The 13,896-nt window shown below is 34.1% G+C and carries 13 protein-coding genes; 9 read left to right on the top strand and 4 right to left on the bottom strand.

What is annotated here, in order from left to right; all coding sequences use genetic code 11:
- Positions 1-45: 45 nt before the first annotated feature.
- From Q0829_RS07200 to dnaG, 3 genes are all read left to right on the top strand, one after another.
- Positions 46-1,116: a hypothetical protein gene (locus Q0829_RS07200; protein ID WP_298541496.1), complete on the top strand. Its 1,071-nt coding sequence runs from the start codon at positions 46-48 to the stop codon at positions 1,114-1,116.
- A gap of 520 nt (positions 1,117-1,636) precedes the next feature.
- Positions 1,637-4,927, top strand: a complete 3,291-nt coding sequence (locus tag Q0829_RS07195; RefSeq protein WP_298541495.1) for a T9SS type A sorting domain-containing protein — start codon at positions 1,637-1,639, stop codon at positions 4,925-4,927.
- Positions 4,928-5,067: 140 nt separating this feature from the next.
- Positions 5,068-7,029, top strand: a complete 1,962-nt coding sequence (gene dnaG, locus Q0829_RS07190) for a DNA primase (RefSeq protein WP_298541493.1) — start codon at positions 5,068-5,070, stop codon at positions 7,027-7,029.
- Here dnaG and Q0829_RS07185 read toward each other — a convergent pair.
- Together Q0829_RS07185 and nadE are read right to left on the bottom strand one after the other, a co-directional pair.
- Positions 7,026-7,658, bottom strand: coding sequence for a response regulator transcription factor (locus Q0829_RS07185; protein ID WP_091407582.1), 633 nt, complete (start codon positions 7,656-7,658; stop codon positions 7,026-7,028). The genes dnaG and Q0829_RS07185 overlap by 4 nt on opposite strands.
- Positions 7,659-7,804: 146 nt before the next feature.
- The gene (gene nadE / locus Q0829_RS07180) at positions 7,805-8,593 is read right to left on the bottom strand and encodes an NAD(+) synthase (RefSeq protein WP_298541492.1); all 789 of its coding nucleotides are present in this window, start codon (positions 8,591-8,593) and stop codon (positions 7,805-7,807) included.
- A 165-nt stretch (positions 8,594-8,758) separates the two neighbouring features.
- On the opposite strand from nadE, the gene gldB reads away from it, so the two are divergent.
- From gldB to Q0829_RS07165, 3 genes are read left to right on the top strand one after another with little or no spacing between them, the layout of a single operon-like run.
- Positions 8,759-9,727: a gliding motility lipoprotein GldB gene (gene gldB, locus Q0829_RS07175; protein WP_298541491.1), complete on the top strand. Its 969-nt coding sequence runs from the start codon at positions 8,759-8,761 to the stop codon at positions 9,725-9,727.
- The gene (gene gldC, locus Q0829_RS07170; RefSeq protein WP_298541490.1) at positions 9,727-10,065 is read left to right on the top strand and encodes a gliding motility protein GldC; all 339 of its coding nucleotides are present in this window, start codon (positions 9,727-9,729) and stop codon (positions 10,063-10,065) included. Before gldB ends, gldC begins: the two co-directional genes overlap by 1 nt.
- A 59-nt stretch (positions 10,066-10,124) precedes the next feature.
- A complete protein-coding gene (locus Q0829_RS07165; protein ID WP_298541489.1) occupies positions 10,125-10,490 on the top strand; it encodes a GTPase in 366 nt (121 codons plus the stop codon).
- On the opposite strand, the gene yihA is transcribed toward Q0829_RS07165, so the two are convergent.
- Entirely contained in the window at positions 10,487-11,092 is a 606-nt protein-coding gene (gene yihA, locus Q0829_RS07160; RefSeq protein WP_298541488.1) for a ribosome biogenesis GTP-binding protein YihA/YsxC, read from the bottom strand. The two genes, Q0829_RS07165 and yihA, sit on opposite strands and share 4 nt — an antisense overlap.
- A gap of 13 nt (positions 11,093-11,105) precedes the next feature.
- Entirely contained in the window at positions 11,106-11,870 is a 765-nt protein-coding gene (locus Q0829_RS07155) for an alpha/beta hydrolase (RefSeq protein WP_298541486.1), read from the bottom strand.
- Between the two features lie 303 nt (positions 11,871-12,173).
- Between Q0829_RS07155 and mraZ the strand changes: the two genes are divergently transcribed.
- The 3 genes from mraZ to Q0829_RS07140 are packed head-to-tail and all read left to right on the top strand — an operon-like array spanning position 12,174 to position 13,835.
- Positions 12,174-12,644 carry a division/cell wall cluster transcriptional repressor MraZ gene (gene mraZ / locus Q0829_RS07150; protein ID WP_298542767.1) on the top strand — a complete coding sequence of 157 codons (471 nt, stop codon included), beginning with the start codon at positions 12,174-12,176 and terminating at the stop codon, positions 12,642-12,644.
- Complete coding sequence (rsmH, locus tag Q0829_RS07145; RefSeq protein ID WP_298541484.1) at positions 12,631-13,527, top strand: 16S rRNA (cytosine(1402)-N(4))-methyltransferase RsmH; 897 nt, start codon at positions 12,631-12,633, stop codon at positions 13,525-13,527. The genes mraZ and rsmH overlap by 14 nt, the downstream gene beginning before the upstream one ends.
- Positions 13,524-13,835, top strand: a complete 312-nt coding sequence (locus Q0829_RS07140; protein ID WP_298541483.1) for an FtsL-like putative cell division protein — start codon at positions 13,524-13,526, stop codon at positions 13,833-13,835. Before rsmH ends, Q0829_RS07140 begins: the two co-directional genes overlap by 4 nt.
- The last annotated feature ends 61 nt before the right edge of the window (positions 13,836-13,896 follow it).

Raw genomic sequence — 13,896 nt, 5'->3', positions numbered from 1 at the left:
TTCCCTCTCTTAGTTGAGAGGGAGAGTAAGTAAAATCTACTATTTATGAGAACAATAATAATGTATGTCGTATTAACGACAATGACGCTTAGTGCTCATTTTCTAAATGCGCAGGAAAACGATAATTCGGCTGAAATTGAAAAATTAAAACAGGAAAAAGAAGAAATAATAATTTCAGAAAAAGAAGGACTTAAAAAAGAAGTAGAAGCTATTAATGAAAGATTAGTAAAAGGAGAAATAACTAAAGAAAAGGCACAAACGCTAAAAGAAGTTGCAGCCGAAAAACATGCACTAAATATAGAAAACAGGTTGGCAATTATTGATAATCAAATTGCTTTAATAGGAAGGAATAATAGCGATTATTTAAATGCTAATAAAGGTAAAATTTCAATAGGTCTTGGAGCTAAAGATAAGGATGATGGAGATATTTTATTCGGTATTAATGTTAATACTGGAAAGGAAACAAAGGTAAGATATGACCGACGCACATACTCAGATCTTGTAGTTGCCTTTGGATTGAATAATGCTATAGTTGATGGGCAATCGCTGGATGATTCTGATTATAAGATCGCTGGAAGTCGTTTTTTTGAGTTAGGTTGGGCATGGAAAACGAGGGTGTTTAAAAATTCGAATTTCATGAGAGTAAAATATGGGATTTCCTATCAATCTAATGGATTAAAGCCTACAGATAACAGGTATTTTGTGGAAAATGGAGATCAAACAGAACTTCAGGAATTTAGGGTAGAGTTAGATAAATCAAAGTTTAGAATGGATAATATAGTGGTTCCGGTACATCTGGAATTTGGGCCTTCCAAAAAAATAGAAACAGAGAAAAGACTCAGGTTCTCAACAGTAGGAAAGTTTAGGATTGGATTGGGAGGTTATGTTGGCGCAAATATTAGTACACGTCAGAAATTGAAATATAAAGAAGACGGTGATCGAGTAAAAGACAAAATAAAAAGAAACTATAATACAAGTGATCTGATATATGGATTAAGTACCTATATAGGTTTCGGTGACATGTCATTATACGCAAAGTATGATTTATCTCCAATTTTCCAAAATGCATTAGTAGATCAGAACAATGTGTCTTTGGGGTTGCGTTTTGACCTTTAAGAATTACCATAATCGGTAAGGTTCTCTATAGAATTTAATTTTGATACATAATACAAATACAAAATTGGGTGTAATTTAATTTTTTAGTGTTAGCCAATTTTTACGGGGAAAGAGTTGTGAGTAATCACGACTCTTTTTTAGCTTCATGAAAAAAGACATTTTATTTTACCTAGATTCTGTAAGGGATTATAGATACTCTACTAATATACTATGAGAACTAGGGCTATTTTATTTTTGTTAAATATTGTACAAATACACATCAATTGTTATATAAGTAAACAAACATGAATACCTTAATTTAATTACGGTTTTAAAGTAAGTTACTGGTTGTAAGTATTTTATGACATTTATTTTTTTTATTCTCTATATAAATAGCATATATTTAAAACCCTTGAAAAATGATTTTTTAATGATTGATACTCTGATTTGTGATGCCCCCTTTTTTTCACAAGTTAATGAAGATACTACTTATGCTAAGATTGGTATATAACTATGTAACTGTTAACCAAATTTTAGATATATGAAAACACAATTCTTTTATGTAGCATTTTTTATGCTTTTTAGTTTTGGTATGCTTGCCCAAGTAGGACCAAAACGAGGCCCCTCAACAATTAGTAAAGCTGCTTATGTAAGAAACATACCAGCAATTTCTAAAATGGATAATGTAATATCCGCACAAGATTTCCAACATGTAGCTCCAGACAAACAAAGAGGGCAAAATATGTTTGTTCCAGGAAAAGGTAGCCCAGCTTTTGGTCAGAATGATCCTCTTATGGCTGTACAAAAGAATTTTGATGCTAAGACTGCGATTAGTACTGAAGTTGCTTCTTTTGATGCACATATTGGTACTGTATTAAATGATGCAACAGGAGCTATCGGACCTAATCATTATGTATATGCTTTTAATTCAGGATTCGGTATTTTGGATAGATCGGGTAATGTACTGTTACCAGAAGCTTCATTAGGTACTTTGTTTCCTGGTGAGACTCTTGGAGATCCAATCGTTGTATATGATAATTATGCTGATCGATTTATTATCATGGAGTTTAGTAATACTCCAAACGGTATTTTAATTGCAGTTGGACAAGGACCGGATCCGGTAAATGACGGATGGTTTACGTATAGGTTTAATACAGGATCATTTCCAGATTACGAAAAACTATCTATATGGAGTGATGGGTATTATATCACTGCTAATAAAGATCAAAATAATCCAAGTGCTAATGATGTTGTATTTGCTGTAGAAAGAGATAAAATGTTAGTAGGTGATCCTAACGCAGGTTTCTTAGGTTTTCCGCTACCAGGAGCAGCAACTAATGGTTTTTACAGTCCAGGTGGTTCTAACTCTACTGGTCCAAATTTACCACCAGTAGGTACAGGACATTCTATACTATATTTACAAGATGATAGCTGGTCTGGAGTTTCTCAAGATCACATAAAAGTGTGGACTACTGATGTAGATTGGGCTAATCCTGGGAATTCAACTATATCTCAACCTCAGGAAATTGATACTACACCTTTTGATAGTGTGTTTGATGGTGGATCATTCCAAAATTTGGACGAGCCGGGAAATGGACCTGATATCGATGCATTACAAGCGACAATGATGTACATGACTAACTATAGACGTTTTGGTACTCACAATTCTATTGTATTGAATTTTGTAGTTGATTTAGATGGAACAGATAGTCTTGCAGGTATTCGTTGGTACGAGTTAAGACAGACAGGAGATGGACAGCCTTGGACAATTTTTCAAGAAGGTACATATGTGCAACCAGATGGCTTAAGTGCTTTTTGTGGTAGTATAGCACAAGATGCTCAAGGTAATATTGGTTTGGCGTATACTGTAGTAAGTAGCACTGTGTTTACCTCATTAAGATATACAGGTAGATTGGCGAGTGATCCTTCGGGTACTATGACACTGGCAGAGCAAGTTTCTGCTGATGGTGATGCGCAAAATAATAGAGGAGATGGTCGTTATGGAGATTATGGACAAATGACGATTGATCCTTTAGATGATATGACCTTTTGGCATATTAGTGAGTATATGAAAGGACCTGCTCCTAATGTAAGAAGAAGTCACGTTGTGGCATTTAAATTACAACCTGATACACCAGATACAGAAGCTCCAACAGTGCCGGCGAATTTAGTAGCATCTAATACAACAGATGTTTCTACGACGATTAGTTGGGATGCTTCTACAGATAATATTGGAGTTACCGCTTATGATGTATTTCAAGACGGAGTTTTAGTGGCAACAGTTGCTACTACATCTGCAGATATTGCAGGATTATCTCCTGCAACTTCATATGATTTTACAGTTGTAGCTAAAGATGCCGCTGGAAATGAATCAGCAGCCAGCGCAGCAATAACAGTAACTACAGAAGCTCCTGATACAGAAGCTCCAACTGCTCCAGCAAATCTTACCGCATCTAATACTACTTCAGGGCAAACCACACTTAGTTGGGATGCTTCTACAGATAATGTTGGTGTAGCAGAATACGATGTGTTACAAGACGGAGTTGTTGTTGCAACGGTTTCAGATACTACAGCTGTAATTAGTGGGTTAACTGAGGAAACCACTTATGAATTTACAGTTATAGCAAAAGATGCAGCAGGAAATGAATCAGTAGCAAGTGCGCCACTTAGCGTTACAACTCCAGCAGCTTCAGGTTGTTTAGGAGGTGTTGTGCCACCTTATGCTGAGAGTTTTGAAGCTGGTATTGCAGCTTGGACTCAGGATGCTGGAGATGATCTTGATTGGACTGTAGATGCTAATGGAACTCCATCTAATAGAACAGGACCTTCTAGTGCTGTAGATGGATCAAATTATATCTATGTAGAAGCTTCTGGTAATGGAATTGGATTCCCAGATAAACAAGCGATTATAACATCTCCTTGTTTTGACCTTACAGGTGCTTCTTCTGCTTCTTTCTCGTTCCAGTATCATATGTTTGGTGCTAATAATTTTGGATCATTAGATGTAGAGGCGAGTAATGATGAAGGTGTTACCTGGACCAGTATTTGGAATAGAAGTGGTAATCAAGGTAATTCTTGGCAAACTGCTAATATCGATTTAGCTGCTTATGTAGGTACGGGAGTACAATTAAGATTTAATAGAGTAACTGGTGGAACTTGGAGAGCCGATGCTGCTATTGACGATGTGCAATTAAGTGCTGACGGAGGACCAGGTGGTGGAGATTGTGCTTCAGGAGATGTGACATTAAGTATTACTTTTGATAACTATCCTCAAGAAACTTCTTGGACGGTAACTGATTCTGGAGGTACTGTAGTGGCTTCAGAGAGCTATTCTACTGCAAATCCAGATGGATCAACAGTTACTGAGACTATTTCAGGTTTAGCAAATGGTTCATATACATTTACAATTTCTGATTCATTTGGAGATGGTATCTGCTGTGGATTTGGTAATGGTTCTTATACATTATCCAGTGATGCTGGAACTATCGTAACCGGAGGAGAATTTGGTAATTCTGAAGCTACAGATTTCTGTATAGAAGGCGGTGCTAGGTTAGATACATATCCTCTTAGTGGACTTCGTTCTCAAGATAGTGATGCGTTTAAAATCTATCCAAACCCAGCTTCAAACATATTAAATGTGACTGTTGGAGATAAGTCTATTGATAATGTGAAGATTTTCTCTATGTATGGGCAACTGGTAAAAGAAATTAATGACCAGGGAACTCAACAACAAATAGATATAAGTAATTTGGCTATTGGTACTTATTTTATCCGTTTTATTTCTGATAAAGAAGAGCTTATAGTAACAAGAAAATTTGTGATCTCGAAATAATAATTCGTTAAAGCTATATTTAGCCACAAGGAGGCTGTCTTTTTTAAGGCAGCCTCTTTGTTTATATAAATAATTGAGAAATGGAGTTTCAATGAATTGTTTTATTTTTGCTAGTTGTATAATATTACATTGATTACTTAATGATTCATAAGTCAACCATAGATACTGTATTCGAAACTGCCAGATTAGAAGAGGTGATAGGAGATTTTGTTCAACTTAAAAAATCAGGAAGTAATTTTAAAGGGTTAAGTCCTTTTAGTGAAGAAAGGACCCCTTCTTTTATGGTTTCTCCGGTTAAACAAATCTGGAAGGATTTTTCTAGTGGCAAAGGGGGTAATGTAGTAGCATTTCTAATGGAGCATGAACACTTCACCTATCCTGAAGCGATTAAATACCTTGCAAAGAAGTATAATATAGAAATTGAAGAAACAGAACAAACTGACGAACAAAAAGAACAAGCTAATGAACGAGAAAGCATGTATTTGGTTAGTGAGTTTGCGAATACTTTTTTTCAAAACACACTTCATAAGACTGAACAAGGTAAGGCAATAGGTTTGTCTTATTTTAAAGAACGAGGTTTTACTACAGAGACTATAGAGAAGTTCGGATTAGGGTATTCTCCCGATACTTGGGATGCATTTACATCCGAAGCAATAAAAAAGGGATATAAGCTGGAGTTTTTGGAGAAAACAGGGCTTACCATTGTAAAAGAAGAAAAGCAATTTGATCGATTTAAGGGAAGAGTAATGTTTCCTATTCAATCTATGTCTGGTCGTGTGTTAGGTTTTGGTGGAAGGATTTTGACTAATGAAAAGAAAGCTGCAAAATATTTAAACTCACCAGAAAGTGATATTTATCATAAGAGTAAAGTGCTTTATGGGATATATCATGCAAAGCAATCAATAGCAAAAGAAGATAATTGTTATTTGGTAGAAGGGTATACAGATGTGATTCAGTTTCATCAAACAGGAGTGAAAAATGTGGTATCTTCTTCTGGTACTGCGCTTACATCAGATCAAATTAGATTAATAAATCGACTTACCAAAAACATTACTGTTTTGTTTGATGGAGATGCTGCAGGTATGCGCGCATCCATTAGAGGAATCGATTTGATTCTGGAACAAGGGATGAATGTAAAAGTATGTAGTTTTCCCGATGGAGAGGATCCAGATAGTTTTGCGAAGCAAAATACTTTAGAAGAGTTGACAGCTTATTTAGAGGAAAATGCTCAGGATTTTATACGGTTTAAAGCTTCGCTTTTACAAGAAGAATCTAAAACAGATCCAATTAAAAAAGCTGAATTAGTTAGGGATATGGTGGCGAGTATTGCTAAAATTCCTGATGTCATTAAGCGAGAAATTTATGTACAGGAGTGTTCGCGTATCATGGATATTTCAGAAGATGTGCTTTTCGATACGTTAGCTCAAATTCGTAATGTTGATATCAAAGATCAACGAAAACAACAAAAAGAAGCTAAGAAGCCTTTAGAAGTTGTTAAACAACCAGTACAGCAACAACCTAAGGTAAATGAACAAAATGGTCTGGAAAAAAAGATTATCGAAATCTTATTGTTATATGGGACTCATGAAGAAGAGTTTGAAGATCTCATTATGAAAGAAAACGATGAAGGAGAGTTAATTCTGGAACCAGAACTATATACTACGAAGGTTTTTGAGAAAATATACCTGGATCTTCAGGAAGATGAAATCGAATTCACGCAAAGTACATTTAAGGAAGTATATAAAATATTAATAGATCAGCTAAATCAGCAAGAGGATTTTAAAATTGAACATTTCATAAATCAAATTCCACCGGAGGTTGCTTATGAAATTACGGAAATTATGATGGATGAAGAGCGACATTCTCTTCATCGATGGGTGGATATGGAAATCCACGTAAAGAAAAAAGAACATTCTGTATCACAATATGTTTCTGATACAATCCTTAATTTAAGAAGGTTTTTAATTAACGAAAAAATAAATGAGCTTTCACAAGAAGTGAAAGCTCAAAATTTTGATGATAATAGAAACATCCTTGAGGATATTAATAATTATTATACGCTAAGGAGACTATTATACAGGAAACTAAATCGTGTTATTTAATTAATATGTAATAATCTGGATTGATGTATAAGATCAGCAAGATTATCTACTTTTAATTTCTTAAGTAATCTGGTTTTGTATGTACTAACTGTTTTTTCGTTTATAGATAAAGTACTAGCGATATCTTTATTACGTTTTCCAGAAGACAATAAATTTAATACTTCGATTTCTCGAGAAGATAATTTCTTGTACTTCACAACCATATTATTTTCGTTGGTATTACCATTAGCTAACTGCTGAGTTAGATTATCATTAAGGTAAATACCTCCCCGAGCAACACGCTCTATTGCTTTCTTAAGCGTTTTAGTAGCAACTGTTTTGGATAAATATGCAGAAGCACCTGCTTTGATGGCACTTAGTGCATACATTTCTTCAGGATGAGAGCTGAAAATAATAACTTTAATTCCTGTGAATTCTTTTTTTATGGTTCGCAATGCCATAATGCCATTAATCTGAGGCAAGTCTAATTCCATGATCAATATGTCAGGAGTATTAGATTTCAAAATATCATACATTTCATTTCCATTACTTACTTTTCCGATGATTTCAAAATCTTCAGAGTTTCTAAGTAAAGAAACGATCCCTTTTCTAGTAATAGGATGATGATCTGCGATTAGTACGTTTGTCATTCTTGTTTACAATTGATAAATGTTAATTTTTAATTTTAAAGGGGTTAACATCTCTAGGGGTAATTCTGATATTTGTTTTCATTGCAAAATTACTAAGAACTACTAGTCGTAAACTTTTTTTTATGAAGTTATCGATAAAATGTCACTTAAATCAGATTAACGGGTATTTCGCAGACAGGAATCGGTATCATTTTGTGTTGATTTACCGTATTTAAACGGGAATAAATCTTGAAGACCTCTTGTTCTCGACCAGAAAAATCTTCATTTTTCTTGCCTAAGTCCTTCATTTTCATAGCCCATTCCAGTTCGTCATAACTCGCTCCAATCTGATCCTCATCACTCCTGCTATCTCCAAATAAACCATCAGTTGGAGTAGCAACTTGTATCGAATCAGGTACTTCCAGTACCCTTGCTAATTCATAAACTTCACTCTTTAATAAATCTGCAATTGGACTTATATCAACGCCGCCATCACCATATTTAGTATAAAAGCCTACACCAAAATCTTCAACTTTATTTCCGGTACCGGCTACTAAATACCCATGTAGTCCGGCTAAATAATATAAGGTAGTCATCCGTAATCGTGCTCTAGTGTTGGCTAGAGACAGGTTTAAGCGAGTGTCTGAATCACTTTTTGGAACGGAATTTTTAAATTCTTCAAAAACTGGTGTTAGATCTACTCGAGTATCAGATATTTTATTAAATCGTTCTTTTAGTTGAGAAATATGCTCTTGTGCTCGGGTTACTTGGCTTTGTGCCTGATGTATTGGCATTTCTACACATAAAACATGTAAGCCCGTTTTAGCACATAAGGTTGAGGTAACTGCGCTGTCAATTCCACCACTAATTCCAACAACAAATCCATTAATATTTGCTTTAGTCGCATAATCTTTTAACCAATTTACAATGTGGTCAATTACTTTTTCAGTTTGCATATTTTATTTTTTTGTAATGATCGTATTAAAGTTAGTATTGCTTTTGTAAACAATTATCTTGCAAAACGTAATTTGATAATATTAAATTTGTGGTTATAAAATTAATAAAAAAAGATCGCGTTAGAGGGTAAGGGTAATTATTTATGTAGATATGATAATATTATAATGAAGTATAGTAAGTTTTTAAAAATAGTTGTGGTTTTTTGCATTTTATCGTCATGTGCAAAAGAAAATAAAATCGAAAAAGAAATAGCGGCGATACCCGTAGAAATTGGTATTGAACGTTTTGATAGAATTTTTGCAGATGTAACATCAGAAAATTTGGACGATGTAAAGATGAGATATCCTTTTTTGTTTCCGGAAAAAACTACAGATAGTGTTTGGATTCAAAAAACTAAAGACACGATACAGTTAGAGATTAATGAAGAAGTAGAAAAGGCATTCAGCAATTTCTCAACAGAAAAAGAACAACTCGAATCTCTTTTACAACATGTAAAATATTACTTCCCGGAGGTTACAGTGCCAAGGGTGATTACGGTAACATCTAATGTGGATTATCAACGAAAAGTTATATTGTCGGATAATTTGTTAATTATCTCCTTAGATACTTACTTGGGAGCAGATCATCATTTTTATGGAGGTATACAAGCGTATCTTAAAAGTCGTTTTGTGAGAGATCAAATCTTGCCAGATGTGGCCACTATGTACGCTAGACAATTGGTTGAGTTGCCAAGAAATAGAACTTTTTTGGCAAATATGATATATTACGGGAAAGAGATGTATTTAAAAGATTTATTTCTTCCTGGTTTTTTAGATAGCCAGAAGATGGCATATACAGAAGATCAATTTGCTTGGGTGCAAGCAAATGAAGAAGAAATATGGAGGTACTTTATAGATCGTCAACTATTATATAGTACAGAAGCTGAGGTGTTACCTAGATTCTTGTATCCAGCGCCTTTTTCTAAGTTTTATTTAGAAGAAATTGATCAAGAAGCGCCAGACAGAGTTGGGCAGTATGTAGGTTGGAAAATAGTTAGTTCATATATGAAAAATAACAATGTATCTTTGCGGCAATTATTATTAACAGATGCTGAGACAATTTTTAACGCTTCAAAATATAAACCCTCAAGATAATGGCAAATACACATAAATCCGAAATCAAAATTGAAATAGAACTTGATGAAAACAAAGTTCCTGAAAAGCTACACTGGACTGCTAAAGATGGAGGGATTGAAAACGAAGAAACCAAGGCAATGTTATTATCGGTTTGGGATAATAAGAGTAAGGAAAGTCTTCGGATTGATTTATGGACTAAGGATATGCCAGTTGATGAAATGAAAGTGTTTTTTCATCAAACTTTGGTGTCAATGAGTGAAACTTTTAACAGAGCTACTCAAGATGAAAAAATGTCTGCAACAATGAAGGATTTCTGTGATTATTTCGCAGAGAAACTGGAACTCAAGGAAAAATAATATTATTTTGATATAAGAAATTGTTCTTTCTATCGACTAAACTGTTAAAAGAAGAAAGATTGAAAAGAACAATTATAATTATATATAACGCTGATTCTGATATTTGGAGTAAATCATTAGATTTTGCGCATAAAATTATAAGTCCATCTTCCTATTCTTGTAATCTTTGTAGCTTAACACACGGGAATTTTTCAGAGAATAAAATTTGGAAAGAGTTTAGAGAATTTGCTCCCTATGAATTTGTTTTTAAGTATAAAGATGAGCTTATGGAAGAAATTAAGGGAATTGAGTATCAAAAGTTTCAATTTCCTGTAATTCTAGAGCAAAAAGGAAATATATTGAATGTTCTGGTAAGCGCTAATGAATTTAGTTTGATGAATTCTGCAGAAGATTTAATAGAAACTTTGCGAAAGAGGCTGGCCTAAGAATCAGCCATTTTCTGATTTATTTCTTGTATATAATTCAATATTTCTTCTTTACCTAATCCCGAAGAAGATGAACTGATAAAATAATTAGGCATCTCTTCCCAGTACTTGAGCATTTCCTTAGTATAAGTCTCAATGTTTAAAGGCAATTTGGTCTTGGTAAGTTTATCCGCTTTTGTGAAAATTATCGAAAACGGAATTTGGTTTTCACCTAGCCATTGCATGAATTCTAAATCGATTTTTTGTGGTTCATGTCTGCAATCTATTAGCACAAATGCAGAAACTAGTTGGGTCCTTTTAGAAAAATACGCAGTAATAAATTTCTGAAATACTTTTTTAGATGATTTAGAAACTCTTGCATATCCATAGCCTGGTAAATCTACCAAAAACCAATTCTTATTAATTAAAAAATGATTGATTAGCTGCGTTTTTCCAGGTCTTCCAGAAGTTTTTGCTAAGCTTTTGCGACTGGTTAACATGTTGATTAAAGAGGATTTACCTACGTTAGATCTCCCAATAAAAGCATATTCAGGTAAATTGTTCTTTGGACATTTTGCTACATCGCTGTTGCTCATTATAAATTCAGCGCTACTAATCTTCATAAATTGTAGTTGATTAGAAATTACGCTCCTGAAACCAAGAATGTAATAATTTATTAAACTCTTCAGGATGTTCCATCATAGCAGCGTGTCCACATTTATCTATCCAGTATAAATCAGAATCTGGTAATAATCTATTAAAATCATCTGCAACTTCAGGAGGAGTAACATTGTCATTTCTGCCCCAAATAATACAAGTTGGAGTTTTCATATTAGGCAGATCTTTAGCCATATTATGCCGTATAGCACTTTTGGCAATTGCTAATGTTCTTATAAGCTTATTCCTGTCATTAACAGTGGCGTATACCTCGTCAACAATTTCTTTAGTGGCAATTGCTGGGTCATAAAATACATTTTCAGCTTTTGCTTTTATGTATTCATAATCACCTCGTTTAGGATAACTTTCTCCCATGGCACTTTCGTAAAGTCCGGAGCTTCCAGTTATTACTAAAGCTTTTACTTTTTCAGGAAACATTTTAGTGCATAATAATCCAATGTGCCCTCCAAGAGAGTTACCTAGTAAGATTACTTCTTTGTAACCAAGTTGGTCGATAAAATCTTTAAGATATTTAGCAAAAGTACCAACGCTGGTTTTTATCAATGGCATTTCGTATAGCGGAAGCTCGGGTATCAACACCTTATATCCGTTTTCCGGAAAATAAGTGCTTACGCCATCAAAGTTGCTTAAGCCACCCATCAGTCCGTGTAAAATCACGATTGGTGTGCCTTCCCCTAATTCAAGATAACTGAATTTTCCGTCTTTTTTTAATTCGTGCTTCATTAATACTTCTTACAAGAATTAAAAGCAAATATAGCATTTTCATAATTAGTTTGAAGATTTTTTATCAATAGTGCGATATGATTTTTTTAGATTTTTTCAATCAGTCATTTTTTTTGATCATGAATACGTCAAAACCAAGATTTTATACTTCTGATGTGCTTTGTGGATAAGCAAAATATTAAAGTTTATGAATGAAGTTGATCTTACGTTTCAGTGACAACTTATTAACAATGTGGTAGATTGTGGTAAAAAGTGGTAAATTTTTCAATATATTTGACTAATTATAGCAGTAAGAAAGCAAAAGTGGTAAATCTTATAGGTACATACGAGTGTAAAGCAGACGCTAAGGGACGTCTGATGATGCCTGTTGCTTTTAAAAAACAACTTTCGCCTGTATTGCAAGATGGTTTTGTGTTGAAAAGAGCAGTGTTTCAGCCTTGTTTGGAGTTATATCCAATGGAAGAATGGAATCTTTTGATGCAAAAAATGAATAAACTAAATCGATTTAAAAAGAAAAACAACGATTTCATCCGAAGGTTTACTGCGGGAGTGAAAGTAGTAGAAATTGATGCTAGTGGCCGTCTTTTGATACCAAAGGATTTAGTAAGTTTTGCAGGAATCACAAAAGAACTTGTGTTGTCTTCTGCTGTTAATATTATAGAAATTTGGGATAAGCAACAGTACGAAAAAGCAATTGATGATGCCGCAGTAGACTTTGCTGATCTTGCCGAAGAAGTAATGGGATTTGACGATGAAACAGATGGAATATCATAATCCGGTTTTGCTAAAAGAAACTGTCGATGGTCTAGCGATCAATCCTGATGGGGTATACGTAGATGTAACTTTTGGTGGAGGAGGACATTCTAGAGAAATTTTGAAAAGACTTGGGGATAAGGGTAAGTTATATGCTTTTGATCAAGATAAAGATGCATTACTTAATGTGATTGATGATGAGAGGTTTGTTCTGATTAATGAGAATTTTAGGTTTATCAAGCGTTTTCTTCGTTTTCATGGAGTGCGGAAAGTAGATGGGATTTTAGGTGATTTTGGAGTTTCATCTCATCAATTCGATGTAGCAGAACGGGGTTTCTCTACTCGGTTTGAAGCAGACTTGGACATGAGGATGAATCAAGGTGATGAGTTGTCAGCTTATCATGTGGTTAATGAATATGACGAGTCGGATTTGAGAACAATGTTTTTTCAGTATGGAGAGTTGAGAAATGCTCCAAAGCTGGCAAGAGCTATTATTGGTTCAAGAAAAGATAAACCTATCAAAACAAGTGCAGAATTAAAGGAAGTGCTAAAGCCTTTTATGCCAAAACATAAAGAACATAAAATATTAGCGCAAATATATCAGGCTATCAGGATAGAAGTGAATCAGGAAATCGAAGTGCTCAAAGAGTTTTTATTGCAGACACAGGATATGTTAGATGAAGGAGGAAGAATTAGTCTGATATCATACCACTCTTTAGAGGATAGGTTGGTAAAAAGGTTTATCAGAAGTGGGTTATTTGAAGGAGAACCTGAGAAGGATATATATGGTAATATTTCTGTGCCTTTTAAGAAAGTAGGAGGATTGATAGTTCCTACAGATGAAGAAATTAAAATAAATAACAGAGCACGAAGTGCAAAATTAAGAATAGCTGAAAGGATTTGAAGCAAACCGTATATGACATATTAAAAGGTAAGTTTCTAATTGCCGACGACGCAATGAAGAATTGGCGTATGCTACTTTTTTTGTCGTTTTTGGCAATTATTATGATTGCTAGTTCTCATAATGCAGAAAGTAAAGTTCATGAAATTGCAAAATTAAATAATGAAGTACGAGAATTAAGAACGCAGTTTGTAGATGGTAGAACAGAATTGATGCAATTAAAAATGGAATCATCTGTCATTGAAAAAATGACAAAAAAGGGTATAAAAAGACCAACAAGACCACCACAAAAAATAATAGTAAAAGAGTAAAGTTGTTTTGGCAGTAAAAGATAAAAACATATTAAATAGGTTATACTTCATTGCGGGATGT

The organism is uncultured Aquimarina sp. (assembly GCF_947492405.1).
Taxonomy (GTDB): Bacteria; Bacteroidota; Bacteroidia; order Flavobacteriales; family Flavobacteriaceae; genus Aquimarina.
Note: the sequence above shows the minus strand (reverse complement) of the source record. Positions and strands in the feature narration are given on the sequence as shown.